Source organism: Fibrobacter sp. (assembly GCA_024398965.1).
GTDB lineage: Bacteria > Fibrobacterota > Fibrobacteria > Fibrobacterales > Fibrobacteraceae > Fibrobacter.
The window spans coordinates 71,423-88,464 of sequence record JAKSIF010000003.1; the positions used below are offsets into that span (position 1 = coordinate 71,423).

Here is a 17,042-nt window from a genome sequence, read left to right on the forward strand (position 1 = left end):
AACCTACAAAAATGTATGTTTTTTACATTTTTTGCCCTTTACCGCTTGTTTTTTTTCATTATTTGTTATCTTTAAAAACGTAACAGAAATACCGTGCCTCGCGGTTCGAAATCGTCGAAAAGTGGGGTAGGGTACCAAAGTTTAATTAAACATAACTCAAACTCTCATCGGAGATAATTATTATGGCAATCCAGAATGCTTACCTCAAGTCCGTCTACGAAAAGGTCGTCGCTCGCGATCCGGACCAGGCTCTCTTCCACCAGGCTGTTCGTGAATTCCTCGAATCCCTGGACCCCGTTCTCGCTCAGGACAAGTCCTGGGAAACCAACGGCGTAATCGACCGCCTCGTCGAACCGGAACGCGTTATCACTTTCCGCGTACCTTGGTTGGATGACAAGGGCAACGTTCAGGTTAACCGCGGTTACCGCGTTCAGTTCAACTCCGCTATCGGTCCTTACAAGGGCGGTCTCCGTCTCCGTGGCGAAGTGACTCTCTCCATGCTGAAGTTCCTCGGCTTCGAACAGATCTTCAAGAACTCCCTCACTACTCTCCCCATGGGTGGCGGCAAGGGTGGTTCCGACTTCGAACCCAAGGGCAAGTCTGATAACGAAGTGATGCGCTTCTGCCAGTCCTTCATGACTGAACTCTGCAAGCACATCGGCGCTGACACCGACGTTCCGGCTGGTGACCAGGGTACTGGCGCTCGCGAAATCGGTTACATGTTCGGTCAGTACAAGCGTATCCGCAACGAATTCGTTGGCGTTCTCACTGGTAAGGGCCTCTCCTACGGTGGTTCTCTCGCTCGTACCGAAGCTACCGGTTACGGCCTCTGCTACTTCACCCGTGAAATGCTGAAGGATCTCGCCAACACCTCTTTCGCTGGCAAGACTGTTGTTATTTCCGGTTCCGGTAACGTTGCTATCTACGCTACCCAGAAGGCTCAGGAACTCGGTGCAAAGGTTGTTACCGTTTCTGACTCCAACGGCTACATCTACGACCCGAACGGCATCAAGGTTGAAGTTGTTCAGCAGATCAAGGAAGTTGAACGCGGCCGTATCTCCGAATACGCAAAGCGCGTTCCGGGTTCTGAATACCACGAAGGTTCTAAGGGCGTTTGGACTGTCAAGTGCGACATCGCTCTTCCCTGCGCAACTCAGAACGAAATCGACGAAGAATCCGCAAAGGCTCTTATCGCTAACGGCGTGATGGCTGTTGCTGAAGGTGCTAACATGCCTTCTACTCCGGAAGCAATCGAAGCCTTCCTCAAGGCTGGCGTTCTGTTTGGACCTGCTAAGGCTGCAAACGCTGGTGGCGTTGCTACCTCCGGTCTCGAAATGTCTCAGAACTCCGAACGTCTCTCCTGGACCTTCGCTGAAGTCGACGCTAAGCTCGATGGCATCATGACCTCCATCTACCAGGCTGCTTCTTCCGCTGCTGCAAAGTACGGCGACAAGAAGAACCTCGTTATGGGTGCAAACATCGCTGGCTTCCTCAAGGTTGCCGACGCTATGAAGTGGCAGGGTGCTTGCTAATAGTGCACAAGCCGAGTGCAGCGAAGCCAAGTTTGCTTGGCTTCATTGCCGAGGCGTAGCACGGACGCCGTAGGCGTCAACAAGACCGCTCGCGCTAGAATCAGGTAGAAATACTCTGATAAGCGCTCGCTCTCACAAGAAAGGACTGGCTTTTGGCCAGTCCTTTCTTTTGTATACGGATTCTACAAGGAATGGCCTGGCTATGGATGATTTGTATAAGGTATTTTCATTTTCTTGTAAAAAAGATGATACAATTAAGTTATATTCTTATGTGTATTGATTTAGGGGAATCATGAATAAAATACTAAGCCTTTGTTCATTGCTTGTAGCTTGTGTTTTTTCTTCGGCTTTGGCCCATGTTGAAAGAATGCCCGACATGAAGGACAAGCGTGATGGCCGCGTCTATAAGACCGTACAGATTGGTGATCAGCGCTGGATGGCAGAAAACCTTCGCTACGACTTGAAGGGTAGCTTTTGCTATGAAAACAAGCCTGTAAATTGTGAACGCTTCGGCCGTCTTTATAATTGGTCCATGGCTATGATGTTGGTTGACTTCTATAACAACCACACCATTGCAAAGCTTGTTCCCAAGTACAGGGAAGGTCGTATTCATGATATCTGTCCTAAGGGCTGGCATCTGCCTACCAACAAGGACTGGAAACGCATGAAGAACTTTGTGGGCAAGAAGGGTTCCAGCGATGGCGTGGGAATCAGCCTTAAGTCCGTGGATTTCTGGGAAAAGGAAATCCGTCTGCCCGGTGGCAACGATGAATTCGGCTTTAATGCCTTGCCTTCTGGTGAAAGAGATTTTGAAGGCCGCTATTTTGATATGTTCAGGTCTGCCTTGTATTGGACTTCTACCGAGTATGACGATGGCGGCGCCTACATTTGGTGGATTTACTATGATTCAAGATCCATGGAAAAGAATTACGATACCAAGGAAACGGCAGCTTCTGTCCGTTGTGTCGAAGATGTAACCTACAAGATCAAGGAACCTCCTCCTCCGCCGCGTAAGATTATTCCCAAGGTTGTGGAAGTTCAGGGTAAGAAGCTTCAGACAATCCATATCGGTGACCAGGTATGGATGGCCAACAACGTGGATACCAAGGTCCCGGGAAGTTTCTGCTACCAGGACAAGGAAGAATACTGCGAAAAGTACGGTCGTCTGTACACATGGTCTGCAGCACTTAAGCTTGATGAAAAGTTCCAGAAGGAAGTGGCCAGGGATTCCATTTCTAAGATTAGGCCCAAGGGTATTTGTCCCAATGGCTGGCATGTTCCTACGGCTCGTGATTACTATAGGCTGAATGTCTATTTGAAGGAAATCGATGACGCCGTAGGCGTTGGCACCAATTTGAAGTCTCGCACTGGCTGGAACGAAAGCGAAAATGCTTTGCTGGGTGAAAACGGCTTTGGGTTCAATGCAGAAGCTTTCGGTATCCGCCGTTACGCCTTGCCCAAGATGCTCTGCGAGCGTATTGTCAAGGACATCTTGAAACCAACCAAGAAGGGGATGGAACCTGATACGGTCTATGCGGATTCCTGTGTTGTTGATCCCCAGTGGCAGCCGGGCCTTGTGTACGAAGGTGACAGCCTGTTTACCGGTTTCTGGTCTGGAACGGAGTCTGATTCCCTGTCTTCTGTAGTCTGGAAACTGACCTATGACGAAGATGACTTTGTTCAGGATTCCGCAAGCAAGGATGAGGCCTACTATCTGCGCTGCATGATGGATCCGCCTGAAGAAGATGAAATTTACGATAGTACCGCAATTCACGATAGGCGAGATGACAACAAGTATAAGACTGTAGTCATTGGTGAAGATACCTGGATGGCGGAAAACCTACGTTTTGCAGCTCCTGGCAGCTACTGCTATGAGGAAAAGGATTCTAGATGCCGTTCCTATGGACGTCTGTATCCTTGGACTGTAGCGATGCGTCTGCCGGCAGATTATATCGATAATTCTTCTACGGGAGGTATCATGATTGAACACCAGGGCCTCTGTCCTGATGGTTGGCATGTACCTACGAACGAGGAATGGCTTGCCTTGGGTCAGAAGGCTTTGAACATGCGCCGTGGCGGTATTGGTGCCGCTATGAAGAGTAAGGAAGGCTGGGCTAGGGGTGGTGCGCCCATTTCTGCAGCCAGTGGCTTTAACGCTCTGCCATCAGGAAGCCGATTCGCTGATGGTGAATACCTTGAACTGGGTTCCAGTGCCTACTTCTGGACTGCTGCAGGTGGTGATGGCATGGGCGGTGTGTACTGGTACCTGGTGAATAACAAGGATGAATTTACCAGTGCAGAAGACTTCGACAATGCTTCGTTCTCATTGAGATGCGTCAAGAATAAGTTGTCCAAGGATTCTGGTAGCGCGCCTGCCGCAGCTCCTTAAAGCACATCAAAAAAAACTTAAAACAAGCTCATTTGTTCGCCGGCATCACTTTGTGGTGCCGCGTTCTTTTTTGGGGAAATTTCTTCCTTGTTTGCTGCGGAGGGCGTTTCAGGCGTTTCTTCGGAGGAGTCGGCGATTTGCTGTAATAGCCAGGCTTCGTCATGGACGGGGATGCCCAATTCGTTGGCCTTGGTCTGCTTGCTGCCGGCGGCTTCGCCTGCCAGGACCCAGCTTGTTTTCTTGCTGACAGAACCGCTGACCTTGCCGCCGTTCTCCTCGATGAGCTTGCGGGCTTCATCGCGGTCCATGGTGGGGAGGGTTCCGGTAATGACTGCGGTCTGGCCCGCGAACAAGGTCTTGACCACACCCTTGAATTCCGTGGGGCAGCCTTGGGCGACCAGCTCATCAACCTCTGCAGTGTACATCTCGGTATGGAAGAAGTCGTAGACGGAATAGCCGATTCGTTCGCCGACGTCGGTAACGCCCTGCAGCTGTTCTGGCGTTGCTGTACGGATAGCTTCCAATGTGCGGAAATGCTTTGCCAGGTTGCGGGCACTGGTACGGCCCACGAAACGGATGCCAAGACCGTGGAGCAGGTTCTCCAGGCTTCGTTCCTTGCTGGCCTGGATGGCGTTGAACACGTTCTTTGCGCTCTTCTTTGCCATGCGTTCCTGACTTTCCAGGTCTTCCATGGTAAGGTGGTAAAGGTCCGGGATGCGCTTGATCTTGCCTGTTGCAATGAGGCTTGCCAGAAGCGAAGGCCCAAGATTTTCGATGTTCATTGCCTCGCGGCTTACGAAATGCTCGAAGAGGCATTGGACCTGGGCTTTACAGTGAAGGTTTTCGCAGCGGAGGATCACTTCTCCTTCCACATGGGTGAGGGGAGTGCCGCATTCGGGACATGTTTCCGGAGCGCGTACAGGAACTGCGCCTTCGGGGCGGAGTTCCTTTTTGACATCGGTAATCTTCGGGATGATTTCGCCACCCTTCTCGACGCCGACGGTATCGCCGAAGTGCAGGTCAAGACGGGCCACTTCGTCGAAGTTGTGGAGGGTGGCGCGTTTGACGGTGGTGCCTGCGAGACGGACCGGGGCCAAATTGGCTACAGGGGTAACTGCGCCGGTACGGCCAACCTGGAATTCTACGGAAAGTAGGGGCGTGTAGGCCCGTTCCGCCTTGAACTTGTAGGCAATGGCCCAGCGGGGGCTCTTGCTTGTAGTACCCAAGGCGCGCTGCTGGGAAAGATTGTTCAACTTTACAACCATGCCGTCGATGTCGTAAGGAAGGTTGTCTCGCCCTGCGCCAATTTCCTCGGAAATCTTCATGATTTCGTCTGCGGTGTCGGCTGTCCAGGACTGGTTTGTATTAAAGCCAAGTTTTCTTAGCTGTTCCAGGTTCTGCTGGTGAGTCTGGTTTTGGCTCTGGGGAATGTGGTATGCAAAGAATCGCATAGGGCGAGTCTTGCATTCATTTACGCTCTTCAGCTTCAGGGAACCGGAGACCGTATTACGGCAGTTCTGGAAAATCTTCTTGCCTTCAAGAATGAGCTGTTCATTCAATCGTTCGAAGGCTTCTCGTTCCATGTATACTTCGCCACGGACTTCGAAGGTGCCCTGGGGAATTTCCGACGGGTCGATTTTCAGTTTCTTGGCGTCAAAATATTCGGGAATATCAGGGATTGTCAGGGCGTTCAAGGTAACGTCATCGCCCTGGGCTCCGTCGCCACGGGTTACCGCCTGCTTTAAACGTCCGTTCTCGTAGACGATACTGAGGCTTACTCCGTCAATTTTTCGTTCGCAAATCCATTTTGCGTACGTCATTCTGGAGGTTCCATGGGAACCGATGGAATCCATGTTTTGGGATTGGGCTTCAAGAATCGCTTCATCCAGTCCATCTTCGGCGGCCCTGATAAATTCCTGCATTTCCTCGGCGCTGTAAACATTGGAAATGCTGAGCATAGGCACTGCGTGGGTCACCTTGGCAAAATCATTGGTAAGGTCGCTGCCCACATTCCTGGTCAAAGAGCTTGATCCGCCTAGATCCGGATATTTCTTTTCGAGAGCTTCCATCTCCTTGAGACCAAAGTCAAAGTCCTGGTCGCTCATGGGGGAGACGCCTTCCTTGTAGTAAAGGCGGCTGGCTTCTTCCAACTGTTTCTTCAGTTCAAAATACCGGGTTCGATCAATATCTTTCTGGTCCATAGGGCGCTCATTGGTAGCGAACTTTCTTGCCTAAAATAATATTTTAACGCCGATTCCAATCAGGATAATTCCTGCAATAATCTCTGGAATTTTTGTCTTGAACTGCTTGGCGGCGCGATGTCCAATCTCATATCCGATAACGCCCATGACAAAGCTTGCTATAGCGATGGCAGTAGTGGCGGTTACCATGTTGGCGTTGATAAACGCAAAGGAAATGCCGACGGCAAAGGCGTCGATGCTTGTGGCAATAGACATGAGCAGAATGTTTGCTAAGCTCAGGTTCTTGGCTGCAGTTTCTGCGGCTTCATCGTCACCACCGCGGACAGCACCCCAGATCATGCGGCCACCGAGAATGCAAAGGATGGCGCAGGCGATGGGGGTTCCAATGGCATTGAACCACCGTTCAGCAAAGTTGCCCAGGAAGTAACCGAGAAGAGTCATACCACCTTGGAAAACACCAAAGGAGACTGACTGGATAAAAGCTCTGGAGTAGGGTATTCCAGACTTGCTTAGCCCAGTGGCAATGGCCACAGCAAAGCAGTCCATGGCTTCGACAATTGCGATTATGATGATTTCAATGATACCCATAATTCCAAATATAGATTTTAAGGTATATTTAGGCTGATGGGTACTAGGTTAAAGACTGTTATCGGAGTGTTTGTCATGGTCAGCGCCTTGTTTGCGTTGGACCTTTTTGCCTTGCCCAAGGTAACTCCGGAACTGAAGACCGAGGCCAACGAATTTTTCCAGAATGAGTGCAAGGCTTGTCACCGGTGGGCTCGTAAATTTGCTGCTCCTCCCATGCAGGAAAATGTGGCGCAGTACGAGAATTCGCCTGAAGAAATGGTCAAGTACCTGATGCATCCGACGCCGAAACATCCTGATGAATGGCCGGCGATGGACATTACTCCTTTGACAGAAGAGCAGGCCAAGATGATGACCGCCTGGCTTCTCTATATTCTGAAGAATCCCGATGACCCGGGGAGGCCCAAGTGAAGATTCTTGTGGCGTTATTTTCCCTGGTGTTCGCCTTCTTACTGGCGGATTTCATTTGGAGTCAGAAGGCTGTAAAGGTGCGCTCTGGCGTTGCGGAATTTTCATCTGCGGATAACGCAGTCGTTCCTTTCAATCATATGCTTCATGGGGATTCTATCGGCATGGATTGTGCAGCCTGCCATACGGGAGCTAGAAGTGCCGCCCTAGCCTACATGCCTTCCAAGGCGGACTGCATGGATTGCCATCGATTGCCCCTGACAGAAAATCCAGGAATTGAAAAATTGGATTCTGTCTTGAAGGCTGCTCCCGAGAATCCTTGGATGCATAGGCGGATGTTGCCGGAACATGTGGTGTTCCATCATGGAGTTCATGCCGCTGCCGGAGTGAGTTGTGCCGACTGTCATGGGCCGGGGGCCAACCTGAAGAATATATATGGAGGCGAAAAGCTCGATATGAAGACCTGCCTCCAATGCCATAAGGGTGAGTCCTTCAGGGATCGTAACTTTAAACCTGCGGCTACCTACTGCGCCGCCTGCCATCGTTAGGAGGTTTCATGAATCGTCGTGATTTCATAAAGTCCTGCTCCCTGATGGCTGTTGCCGGTATGCTGTTTGGCTGCCGTAAGGATGTTCTTGGTGGGAACGGTTCTTCTACAGGGAAGGCTGTGCCGACCATGAAGGAATTTGAGGGGGAGGTCCGTCGGGCGATTTCTCAGGCTAAGTCCGGCTTGGACCTGGTTCGAGTTTCCGCTCCGAAGGCCATGAACATTCCGGAGGCGTCCCGAGTAAATCGTTTTGGCATGGCTATCGACCTGGATGCCTGTGATGGATGCGGCAAGTGTATTCTCGCCTGCAATATGGAGAGTAACATCCCGCTGGTGCCGGAAGAAGACGCTGCTCGAAACCGTTTTATGCACTGGATAGAACTTAGGGATGGAAAGCCCTTCATGTGCGCCCACTGTGGGGATGCCCCCTGCGAGAAGGTGTGCCCTACGGGAGCTGCCAATCACACTCCCGATGGCCTCAGTGCCATGATGTACAAGCGATGTGCCGGCTCCCGCTTTTGCGGGGCGAACTGTCCGGCGAAGGCTCGAAAGTTCAACTTCAACGATGCGCAGGAATTGGGGCTGGTCCGAAAGTTTAACCTGGATGTACCCCTTCGTGACAAGGGCGTCATGGAAAAATGCAGTCTTTGCCTCCATCGCCTTCAGAACGACCGTTTGCGCTTCAAGACGGAAGCGTCCATAGCCGGCGTGACTGCAGACTGGCGCGGTCGCGGGGTGGAAACCGCCTGTTCCGAATCCTGCCCGAAAAAGGCAATCGTATTCGGAAACTGGCTGGATCCAGAATCCCCTCTGGTAAAGGCAACTGCAAATCGCCAGCTTTATGCCCCTCGGGAGCTAGCCAATCTTGATCCCGCCGTAGTCTTCATGATGGGGAAGCGCTGATGTTCAGGATTCTAGTATACATCGGGCTTGCGCTGTTTGTCCCCGGGCTTTGTGCGTTGGGCTATTCTCTTTACGAGGGCCCTTCCGCCTGGATGACGGATTCCGCCACCTTCTGGGGAACGCCTATCAGTCTATTCGTCTTCTGGATCGGCCTTGCTCATGCGGGAACGCTTCTTTCTGCCATATTCCTGGCGCTGGATGTGAAGCTGGATCGCCGCACCGCCATGCTGGCTGAGCTTTCGACAATCTGTTGTCTTGTCATTGCGGCCCTGTTCCCACTGATGCATTTGGGCGTTCTGGAACGTTTCTATATGGTAGTTCCCTTTCTGGACGCTAGGGCTAACGTGGCTAATGTGAGGTCGCCTCTAGTTTGGGATTTCTGCTGTATCGCCGTTTATGGAATACTTTCCACCTTGTTCTTTGTGACCCACATTTCCGTAAAGAAGATTCCTGGCTTTGATCGGATTAGGCGTCCCATGGCCTGGCTACTGTTCCCCTTGGTTCTTTGGGTCCATACGGTTGTGAGCCTCGATTTTGCGTCTACCTATGTGCCTCAGTGGACCGGAGCGTATTTCCCTCTCTACTTTATTATCGGAGCAATCTTCTCGGGCCTTGCCATGATGAATTGCATCCTTTGGACAGAGGGGTACCGCATGCGTTTGCTTGAAAAAATGATGCTGGTAGGTTCGTGGATTATTGCGGCCATCTGGTTCTGGGAACTTCTTCTGAAGGGATCCTTTGACACAGGAGCCTTCGTCTTTGCCGCCTTGCTTCCCCAACTTCTTCTGGTCAAGTCCATTAGGGAACTGCGAGTCAGTCGACTTCTTATTTCTATTTCCATTCTTGTCGGCCTTCTACTTGAACGATTCAACCTGGTTTCTCCCGGGCAGGATTCCGTCAATACCTATGGCCTTGTAGATTTAGGCCTTGTATCATTTTCCTTTGGTGCATTCCTTTTGTTCTTCTTTATTGTTCGTCGCCGTCTAGCATTTTTCTTTGAGGATGGTGGTTCCTACTTTGGTGAAGTGGATAGCCGAGACATGGTGCAGGAGGAACTGAAGTCGTCCGATAGTGGAATGGCAATTTTCAGGGTCTTACGTACGCCTCTACTGGCTGGTTTTGCCCTTGCAGTCTTGTATGGTTTAAGCTTCCAGGGCATGGCATCCTACGAGAATATAAGCCTGTCCTTGGTCAACTATCTCCCTATGACCTATCCAATCATCGCCTTGGTTGCGGGGGTGTGGATCTTTGGTTGGGAAGTCCATAAGAGCGGATTGGCTTGGTCGAAAAAGAGGATTTCCTTGATTGCTGCGGTTGCGGCTTTGATGGGCTTGTCCATAGGCTTGTTCTATGGTGGAGGCTCCTCAGAATCTTTGGATACTGCAGAAGTTGGTGCCCTGTTGAATTCTGATGAAAATCCGTCGGGGGAACATTCCGCCATGGTCTGGAATGCCCGTTGCGCAACTTGCCATGGTGTCGACGGAACCTTTAATCGCAAGTTTGTAAACGAATTCTATCCGGTGCCACAGAAACTGGATGTTTCTCGTTTGGAATCATTAGGCGAAGATTCCCTGGTAAGTGTGGTTCTAAGAGGCCGAACCAACATGAATGCCTATGGTGGCCGTCTGTCAGAAGGGGAGGCCCGCGGCCTTGTTCGTTATATGAAAAGCCTGGCCGAGAAACAGAACCTTGTTGAAGAACCTGCGGAAAAACAGGGGGGCGAACCATGATTACGCCTTTTGCCAACGCCCTTGCTTCCTTGCTTGCCCTTGGCTGTGCCATGTTCCTTTGGCGTCAGGGCTCCTCCATTTTGCGCAACGGAGCCTTGCTCGCTCTTGGACTTGTAATATTTAGTTTGTATGTATTTTGGGGAATTTTCCCAGATGGAAAGGAAATTCCCCTGGAACTGGAACATTATCCTTTCAAGATGCTGGCTCTTTGCCTTTGTTTCTCTACCACTGCATTGAAGGAGAATCGCAGGCGCTTCCTGGTTCTTGCGCAGTGCCTGTGGCTTTGGGTGGAACTGTTCGGTGGTATAACCCTTTATTACCGTGGGCTGGATATGGCCTGGACCCGCATCATTGCTATTTCGGGAATGGCTCTTTTGAGTACACTCTTGCGGAATATTTCCAAGGAAATGGAATTCTGCCTGATGGTATTCTGGTTTGCAGTGTGGGTTTTCTTCTAGCCTTTACTTGATCTTGGCCGCAGAAGAAATATTCAGGAGATGCTTAGGGCTGAGCTTGGACAGGTCTGTTGCCTTGTTGCGCTTGATATCCAGTTCCTTGGTCTTGAACCAGAGGGGCACTGTACTGGGGTGACGCATTGTGAAACCCATCAGTTCCTTAGGGAAAAGATTCTTGTAGATAATATCCCATTGATCCTTTATGGATTCCTTGCCGTCGAAAACGGGATTGCCGGATGACCCTTCAACCTGCTCTGCAACCAGGTAGGGAACGCTGAACATCTTTCCGCCGGCGTGTGCCATGCGTAGGGCGTAATCCAGCAAGCGTAATCTTGGCGGAAGACTCTGGTCGAAGATGCCTGTACGTTGGATAATCCTTCGGGAGAAAACACCGATAAGGGGGTTGGGCCCGGCTACATAGCGCATGGGGGCGTTTTCGTCAATCTGCTTGAATCCGCGATTTCCATCAAGAATTAATCCGCCGTAGAAATGGCCGTTGGACTTGATTCGCGGTGCGAAGGCGTCGATAAGGGTGTAACCGTCGGCTTCCTGGGCAAGTTCATTCAAGAATTCCCGATCCACTTTAACATCGGGCGTGGTAAAGATGATCCATTCCGCCTCAAGTTTTTCAAGATCGCTGTTCCAGTCCTTGCTGTGGAACCAACCTAGGGCTGGGTCTTCGAAAACGGGAGTCCACTTGTCGAAACTTGGAGAATCTTCCTCGAAAACGAAAACGTCAAACTGTCGCATGACTGGCCTAGAAGTTCAGGCGGAGGCCCAGGCGATGCTCCTGTCCTAGGCCTTCTGCAAGATAGGAGAAGCTGTAGTCAAGAGCGAAAAGACTGGAATTGTAGCCAAGACCTGCACTCAGCATGTGGGCTCGGTTGGTTTCGTCGGGCCTGCTGTTGGATGCCATCAGTTCCGCTGCATCGCGGTACAGGTCCAGCCAGGTCCTGGAAAAGCCTACACGGACGGCAAAGCTGCTGCCAAGAGCATATTCGCCACCCAGGTTTAGGAATGCTTCCTGGTAGCGAGGAAATTCGCTGTCGGCAAACAAGGTTAGGCGTCGCAAGCCCTGCGGTCTGAAATACCCGGAAATGGCCCAAGTTTGAGACATGGGGTAGTATTCGTTTTCGTCGTCATCCACGTAGTCCTGTAGCAGATAACCGAAGTCTCGGGCCGCCAGGGCAAGTCCAACCTGCTTGCTGCTGGATTGCCATGTAATACCCCAGTCAAAGGCGGCGCCAATGGCGGTTCTATCGCCTTCTTCTTCTGCCAATCTGTCGGTTGCAACCTTCAGGACTGCACCGAAGCTGAAGTGCTTCATGGGGAATGAAACTCCAGCGGTAATCAGTTGGCTGAATGGTTCGTACTCGATATCGGTCGGGTCGCCGTATTCGTCGTAACCGTCGATACTGCCGTAGTCCAGCCAGTTGTAGGAAGCCTGCAAGATATACTTGCCTACGTGAGTTGTGTAGAAGATACTTCCCTGATTTTCGGCCATATCACCGGTCTGCCAGTGGGCGCTGACCACATGGTTTTTGCCATCGGGCATAAGGACCGATGCCGGGTTCAGCTGACTGATGGTCGGATCTGTTGAAGGAAGTGCTCCTGCAGACTTTTCAAGGGCTGCGTTACGAGGACTGTCAAAGGTATTGATAAAGGAAAAAACTTCTTGACCAGCATCACCCTGGGTAAAGTAGGCAAAAGCCCCCATAGGAGCCATAAGCCAAAGGGCAGAGGTCACGAAGTTCCTTAAAAGCATACGGTAAATCTAAAAAAATACGAGAAGGAAAAAATAGTAACCCTATTCAAAATGCCTAAAAAAGGTAAAAAGGGGGAGTCTCGCCTTTACAAATCACAAAACCTTTAATATATTTGGACTCACTCGGGCTATTAGCTCAGTTGGTAGAGCAACGCCCTTTTAAGGCGTGGGTCGAAGGTTCGAGTCCTTCATAGCTCAGGAAAGGCCGGTTCCGAGTAATCGGGATCGGCCTTTTCCTTTTAAATTACGAGTAAATCGGGGTGTAGCTCAGCCTGGTAGAGCGTCTGCTTTGGGAGCAGAATGTCGTCAGTTCGAATCTGGCTACCCCGATAAAATGAGGCCACCCCCTTGTGGGGTGGTCTCATTTTATATTGGGGGTAGCAGATCGAACTGCGAAGTCAGTTCGACAAAAATTTCCAATGCACGAAACGAAGTGAGTGCGTATGGGAATTTTTGAGCTTAGGCCCATAGGCCTAAGCCCGTAGGGTTCGAGTTGCTCGTCGAAGACGAGAAGCAACGAGAACAATCTGGCTACCCCGAGCCTTCATTCTGCAATCTGGCTACCCCACGATTCGAAGAATCGTTAGTCAGATTGTAGGGCGAGTGAGTCACGGCGAAGCCGTACTGGCACACGAGTAATCTGGCTACCTCGAGTACGAAAGTGCGGTAGAGGGTTGCCCGTAGGTAATTTCGTCGTTTCTGAAATGGCTTTTTTTCAAAAATGTGTCACTAAACATTGCTAATGTAAATTTTAGTGACAAAAATTTTGAATAAATTAACGAAAATTTGGTTCCAAAGTGTTCGAAATCGGGTGTTTTGTTGAATTCTGTTGATAAAAATATCTTAAAATGAATGTTTTTAGCTTATTATCCTACAAACAAACTAAAAATTATGCCACTAAATGAGAAAGTATATGAATATAGTGACACAAAAACCAAATTTTCCCTGTTTCTACATTCGTCAGTACCCTCTATGTATATTTTCGAAGCTGGTTTGAATCTTTGTGTTGGGAGGCTTTTTATATATATTTCCCTTCGAGGTATCAAATGACTTATCAAGAAGTTTTGGAAAACGCTAAGAAGAACATTGGCCCAAACTGCAAAGTTTGCCCCGTTTGTAACGGCTTGGCTTGCGGCAATACCATGCCGGGCCCTGGCTCCAAGGCTCCAGGCAACGGTGCCAATGACAACTTCAAGGCTTGGCGCAACATCAAGCTGAATGCGGATACCTTCGTGCCCAACACGCCTATCACCACGGACATTGAACTTCTGGGAATGAAACTTGCCATGCCGTTGATTACGGCTCCCATCGGCTCCATCGCCATGCAGTTTAATCCTACCGACGACGTGGCGGACTTTAACGAAAAGTGCATGGCCGCCTGCGAAACCCGCGGAATTTTCCACGCCTATGGCAATGGCCGCGACCAGCGTGTCTGGGATCGCGCCATCGAATCGGGCAAGGCTCACGGCAACTGCGGCATTCCCGTTTTCAATCCCGGCACCAACGAAGGTATCGAGAAGCTGATGGACCTGTACAAGGATTGCCTCCCGCAGGCTATGTGCGTTGTCGTAGATAGCGCAGGCCTTCCGCACTTAAAGACTTTCAACGGCAAGGGTGGCGGCACCAAGACCGTCGAAGACCTGCGCGAACTGAAGGCTTACGCAAAAGTGCCGTTTATTGTGAAGGGCATCATGAGCGCCCGCACCGCCCTGAAGGCTGTTGAAGCCGGTGCCGACGCCATCATCGTTTCCAATCACGGTGGCCGCGTTCTGTCTGATACTCCCGCCACTGCAGAAGTCCTGCCGGAAATCGTTGCTGCCGTCAAGGCTGCCAACGCCGCTGCCGGTGCAGTTCACCAGACCAAAATCCTCGTGGATGGCGGCATCCGCTCCGGCCTAGACGTATTCAAGGCTCTGGCTATGGGCGCTGACGCCTGCCTCATTTGCCGCCCTGTGCTGATTTCCTATTACGGCGGCGGTCAGGAAGGCATCGAAATTTACCTGGATAAAATCAAGGCGGAACTTGAAGATACCATGTACATGTGCGGTGCCCGCAAGATTGCTGATATTAACGAGACCATGATCCGTATGTAGCTCGTCGCGGTTAATGTCGCGCGAAACCAGTCGCGAAATAATTAGATTGCTTAAAATGAAAGCTCCCCATAAGGGAGCTTTTTGCTATTTGCGATTGGCGGAAGCTTTCGTTTTCTTCTTGGGTTTCGGCAAGACTTCCACAAGCTTTCGCACGACGTCCTTGGCGTGGGACTGATGTTCCATTTCGAGGATGTAATGTTCCTTGGCTCCCTCGTAAGGAAATCCGCATTCGGCCTCTTCCATCAAGTCTTCTAGTTCAGGCAATTTTTTTACGTAGGCCATGTCGTCGCAGGCGATGATGACGGGCTTTTCGTCCACGTAAATCATCCAGTCGCCAAACATCTTCTTGGCGCGCACGTTGCCAACGTCATTCAGGACATCTTTGATAAAGTCTATGAATTCGGAACTGCAGGACATTTGAACAAGTCAGGTTGTGGTCGTTAAATCGGCGTGGAACTTAAATGCATCGGATTGCCTTACCCTTCGCATTCCGCATCTGCCTGCGGATTAACGAAGCGGGCGTTCCCGATGGTTCGTTCTGCGATCCACTGGCGGACGGCCCGTTCTGCTGCGGCGCCAAGAATTTCCTTCTTGTTTTTCTTCTTCAGGCCTTCGTGATGGGGGAGGAGGCCAAAGTTGAAATTCATGGGCTGGAAGTCTTCGTTTTCTTCCACCAGGCGGTTCATCAGGGCGCCGATGCAGCTTTCGTCGGGCAGCGGATCTGCGTGACCGTGCAACAGCGTTTGGGCCATGTTCCATGCGGAATACCAGCCGGTGGCCACCGCTTCGGTGTAGCCTTCGGAACCGGTAATCTGGCCTGCGAACCAGATGGGCGGCAAGTCCTTGGCGCATTCCAGATCCGGGCGCAGGCGCAAAGTTTTGTCCAGGAACTTGGGGGAATCGATGAAGGTGTTGCGGTGCATGCAGCCCAGGCGCGCAAAGTTTGCGTTCTTCAGGGCCGGCACCATGGTGAAGATTTCCTTCTGGGTTCCCCACTTGAGGCGTGTCTGGAAACCAACCATGTTGTACAAAGTCTTCTGCTTGTTTTCGGCGCGAAGCTGAATTACGGCGTACCAAAGCTTACCGTTATTGCCAAGACCCAGACCGATGGGGCGCATGGGGCCGTGACGCAAAGTTTCGTAACCGCGACGGGCCAGTTCTTCGACAGGCAGGCAGCCTTCGAACAGTTCGTGCTTTTCGTAGGGGCGGGGCTCCACGGATTCTGCGTCCACCAGGGCGGCCACGAACTTCTCGTAGGTTTCGCGGTCCAGGGGGCAGTTGATAAAGTCTGCGGTTTCGCCCTTTTCCCAACGGTTCATATAGAAGGCGTGGTCAAAGTCGATGGAGTCCGTTTCCACCACAGGAGCGATGGCGTCGTAAAAATGCAGGCGGTCGCTGCCCAGTCGCTTGAAGATGTCGTCGGCCAGAGTGTCGCTGGCTAAGGGACCTGCGGCCACCAGCGTGGGGCAGTCTCCGGCGAGACTGGTCACTTCTTCGCGATGTAGCGTAATGTTGGGGCAGGCGTTAATGCGGGCCTCTACCAGGTCGCTGAAAATATCGCGGTTCACCGTCAGGGAATCCCCAGCGGGCACGGCGGCTTCTGCGGCACATTCCATGAGGAAACTTCCAAGCATTCTCAGTTCCTGCTTCAAGAGTCCGTGTGCGCTTGTAACCCCAAGAGCCTTGAAGCTATTGGAGCAGACCAGCTGAGCCAAGTGGCCGTCACGATGGGCGGGGGTAGGCTTTACCGGGCGCATTTCATAAAGGTGAACGTCAAAACCGCGGCTTGCCAACTGCAATGCTGCTTCACAACCGGCGAGACCGCCACCAATCACACGAACTTTCTGTGCAGAAACATTTTGAGTCATGTACGCAAATTTAGAAAAACGAAAAATCGCGACCGGAGGGCCGCGACTTTCTAAACCTTTATCCTTTAGGCTTTAACCTAGTTAACAATCATTTTCTTGTAGGTCTTTGCGTTTCCGATCCAGAGCTTTACAAGAAGTTCTTCCAAGGATGCGGACGTTACACAGTCCGGATCTGCATCCTGGATTTCGTCGGAAATCATGTTGGCCTGAGTCAGGTTCAGCATGCCGTAGTAAAGGGCTTCCAGCAACTGAGACAGAAATTCCGGAGAAACCCTGGCTACAGACTCCATGTCGTTCAAGGGAGGAAGCTGGGTCACATCGGGCTGGAACTGGTCAAGGTTATCCATGGTCCACATGTCTGCAGCCTTACCCATGTCGGGGGTGAGGGCAATGCCCTTGAGGTTGGAGCGGTATTCGTTCCATTCCTGGGCTGTCGTCTTGCCGGCCTTACGGATCTTCTTCAAGAAAGAGAGGACTGCGTAGTACAATTCCTTTTCTTTCTGGTTGATTTCCTTTTGGGAAGCTTGAATCATGGATACCTATAAAAAACTCGAAAGAGCCGCGAC

Annotated in this window: 15 protein-coding genes and 2 tRNA genes; 10 read left to right on the forward strand and 7 right to left on the reverse strand. The window is 51.2% G+C overall.

Annotation, left to right across the window (positions count from 1 at the left end):
- Nucleotides 1–182: 182 nt before the first annotated feature.
- A complete protein-coding gene (gene gdhA, locus MJZ26_02130) occupies nt 183–1,532 on the forward strand; it encodes an NADP-specific glutamate dehydrogenase (protein ID MCQ2104567.1) in 1,350 nt (449 codons plus the stop codon).
- Nucleotides 1,533–1,824: 292 nt separating this feature from the next.
- Nucleotides 1,825–3,921 carry a hypothetical protein gene (locus MJZ26_02135; protein MCQ2104568.1) on the forward strand — a complete coding sequence of 699 codons (2,097 nt, stop codon included), beginning with the start codon at nt 1,825–1,827 and terminating at the stop codon, nt 3,919–3,921.
- 17 nt (nt 3,922–3,938) lie between these two features.
- Here the strand turns inward: MJZ26_02135 and ligA are convergent, their stop codons facing one another.
- Nucleotides 3,939–6,122, reverse strand: a complete 2,184-nt coding sequence (gene ligA, locus MJZ26_02140; protein MCQ2104569.1) for an NAD-dependent DNA ligase LigA — start codon at nt 6,120–6,122, stop codon at nt 3,939–3,941.
- Between the two features lie 30 nt (nt 6,123–6,152).
- Nucleotides 6,153–6,710 (reverse strand): manganese efflux pump MntP family protein, encoded by a 558-nt coding sequence (locus tag MJZ26_02145; GenBank protein MCQ2104570.1) that lies wholly within the window; start codon nt 6,708–6,710, stop codon nt 6,153–6,155.
- A gap of 36 nt (nt 6,711–6,746) precedes the next feature.
- Here MJZ26_02145 and MJZ26_02150 point away from each other — a divergent pair, with 36 nt between their 5' ends.
- The 5 genes from MJZ26_02150 to MJZ26_02170 are packed head-to-tail and all read left to right on the forward strand — an operon-like array spanning nt 6,747 to nt 10,753.
- Entirely contained in the window at nt 6,747–7,118 is a 372-nt protein-coding gene (locus MJZ26_02150) for a hypothetical protein (GenBank protein MCQ2104571.1), read from the forward strand.
- A complete protein-coding gene (locus tag MJZ26_02155; GenBank protein MCQ2104572.1) occupies nt 7,115–7,663 on the forward strand; it encodes a hypothetical protein in 549 nt (182 codons plus the stop codon). The genes MJZ26_02150 and MJZ26_02155 overlap by 4 nt, the downstream gene beginning before the upstream one ends.
- Nucleotides 7,664–7,671: 8 nt before the next feature.
- Nucleotides 7,672–8,565 (forward strand): 4Fe-4S dicluster domain-containing protein, encoded by an 894-nt coding sequence (locus MJZ26_02160; GenBank protein MCQ2104573.1) that lies wholly within the window; start codon nt 7,672–7,674, stop codon nt 8,563–8,565.
- A complete protein-coding gene (gene nrfD, locus MJZ26_02165; GenBank protein ID MCQ2104574.1) occupies nt 8,565–10,295 on the forward strand; it encodes a polysulfide reductase NrfD in 1,731 nt (576 codons plus the stop codon). Before MJZ26_02160 ends, nrfD begins: the two co-directional genes overlap by 1 nt.
- Nucleotides 10,292–10,753, forward strand: a complete 462-nt coding sequence (locus MJZ26_02170; protein MCQ2104575.1) for a hypothetical protein — start codon at nt 10,292–10,294, stop codon at nt 10,751–10,753. The genes nrfD and MJZ26_02170 overlap by 4 nt, the downstream gene beginning before the upstream one ends.
- Before the next feature lie 3 nt (nt 10,754–10,756).
- Here the strand turns inward: MJZ26_02170 and MJZ26_02175 are convergent, their stop codons facing one another.
- Both MJZ26_02175 and MJZ26_02180 read right to left on the reverse strand, forming a co-directional pair.
- The gene (locus MJZ26_02175) at nt 10,757–11,500 is read right to left on the reverse strand and encodes a hypothetical protein (GenBank protein ID MCQ2104576.1); all 744 of its coding nucleotides are present in this window, start codon (nt 11,498–11,500) and stop codon (nt 10,757–10,759) included.
- A 7-nt stretch (nt 11,501–11,507) separates the two neighbouring features.
- Entirely contained in the window at nt 11,508–12,515 is a 1,008-nt protein-coding gene (locus MJZ26_02180; GenBank protein ID MCQ2104577.1) for a hypothetical protein, read from the reverse strand.
- A 125-nt stretch (nt 12,516–12,640) separates the two neighbouring features.
- Here MJZ26_02180 and MJZ26_02185 point away from each other — a divergent pair.
- The 3 genes from MJZ26_02185 (at nt 12,641) to MJZ26_02195 (ending at nt 14,608) form a co-directional block, all read left to right on the forward strand.
- Nucleotides 12,641–12,713: transfer RNA gene (locus tag MJZ26_02185), tRNA-Lys, on the forward strand.
- A gap of 58 nt (nt 12,714–12,771) precedes the next feature.
- Nucleotides 12,772–12,845 (forward strand) — tRNA-Pro (locus MJZ26_02190).
- A 716-nt stretch (nt 12,846–13,561) separates the two neighbouring features.
- Nucleotides 13,562–14,608 carry an alpha-hydroxy-acid oxidizing protein gene (locus tag MJZ26_02195; GenBank protein MCQ2104578.1) on the forward strand — a complete coding sequence of 349 codons (1,047 nt, stop codon included), beginning with the start codon at nt 13,562–13,564 and terminating at the stop codon, nt 14,606–14,608.
- 84 nt (nt 14,609–14,692) lie between these two features.
- On the opposite strand, the gene MJZ26_02200 is transcribed toward MJZ26_02195, so the two are convergent.
- The 3 genes from MJZ26_02200 to MJZ26_02210 all read right to left on the reverse strand — a co-directional run bounded on the left by MJZ26_02200 (nt 14,693) and on the right by MJZ26_02210 (nt 17,009).
- On the reverse strand, nt 14,693–15,025 hold the full coding sequence (locus tag MJZ26_02200; GenBank protein ID MCQ2104579.1) for a TfoX/Sxy family protein: 333 nt from the start codon (nt 15,023–15,025) through the stop codon (nt 14,693–14,695).
- Nucleotides 15,026–15,084: 59 nt separating this feature from the next.
- On the reverse strand, nt 15,085–16,476 hold the full coding sequence (trmFO, locus tag MJZ26_02205; protein ID MCQ2104580.1) for a methylenetetrahydrofolate--tRNA-(uracil(54)-C(5))-methyltransferase (FADH(2)-oxidizing) TrmFO: 1,392 nt from the start codon (nt 16,474–16,476) through the stop codon (nt 15,085–15,087).
- A gap of 77 nt (nt 16,477–16,553) precedes the next feature.
- On the reverse strand, nt 16,554–17,009 hold the full coding sequence (locus tag MJZ26_02210) for a hypothetical protein (protein MCQ2104581.1): 456 nt from the start codon (nt 17,007–17,009) through the stop codon (nt 16,554–16,556).
- Nucleotides 17,010–17,042: the final 33 nt, after the last annotated feature.

Excerpts from the sequence above, each read along its gene's own strand:
- trmFO (MCQ2104580.1), bottom strand. The coding sequence starts at position 16,476 with ATGACTCAAAATGTTTCTGCACAGAAAGTTCGTGTGATTGGTGGCGGT.
- MJZ26_02210 (MCQ2104581.1), bottom strand. The coding sequence starts at position 17,009 with ATGATTCAAGCTTCCCAAAAGGAAATCAACCAGAAAGAAAAGGAATTG.
- MJZ26_02160 (MCQ2104573.1), top strand. The coding sequence starts at position 7,672 with ATGAATCGTCGTGATTTCATAAAGTCCTGCTCCCTGATGGCTGTTGCC.
- MJZ26_02175 (MCQ2104576.1), bottom strand. The coding sequence starts at position 11,500 with ATGCGACAGTTTGACGTTTTCGTTTTCGAGGAAGATTCTCCAAGTTTC.
- ligA (MCQ2104569.1), bottom strand. The coding sequence starts at position 6,122 with ATGGACCAGAAAGATATTGATCGAACCCGGTATTTTGAACTGAAGAAA.
- MJZ26_02195 (MCQ2104578.1), top strand. The coding sequence starts at position 13,562 with ATGACTTATCAAGAAGTTTTGGAAAACGCTAAGAAGAACATTGGCCCA.
- MJZ26_02135 (MCQ2104568.1), top strand. The coding sequence starts at position 1,825 with ATGAATAAAATACTAAGCCTTTGTTCATTGCTTGTAGCTTGTGTTTTT.
- MJZ26_02200 (MCQ2104579.1), bottom strand. The coding sequence starts at position 15,025 with ATGTCCTGCAGTTCCGAATTCATAGACTTTATCAAAGATGTCCTGAAT.
- MJZ26_02150 (MCQ2104571.1), top strand. The coding sequence starts at position 6,747 with ATGGGTACTAGGTTAAAGACTGTTATCGGAGTGTTTGTCATGGTCAGC.
- gdhA (MCQ2104567.1), top strand. The coding sequence starts at position 183 with ATGGCAATCCAGAATGCTTACCTCAAGTCCGTCTACGAAAAGGTCGTC.
- MJZ26_02180 (MCQ2104577.1), bottom strand. The coding sequence starts at position 12,515 with ATGCTTTTAAGGAACTTCGTGACCTCTGCCCTTTGGCTTATGGCTCCT.
- nrfD (MCQ2104574.1), top strand. The coding sequence starts at position 8,565 with ATGTTCAGGATTCTAGTATACATCGGGCTTGCGCTGTTTGTCCCCGGG.
- MJZ26_02170 (MCQ2104575.1), top strand. The coding sequence starts at position 10,292 with ATGATTACGCCTTTTGCCAACGCCCTTGCTTCCTTGCTTGCCCTTGGC.
- MJZ26_02145 (MCQ2104570.1), bottom strand. The coding sequence starts at position 6,710 with ATGGGTATCATTGAAATCATCATAATCGCAATTGTCGAAGCCATGGAC.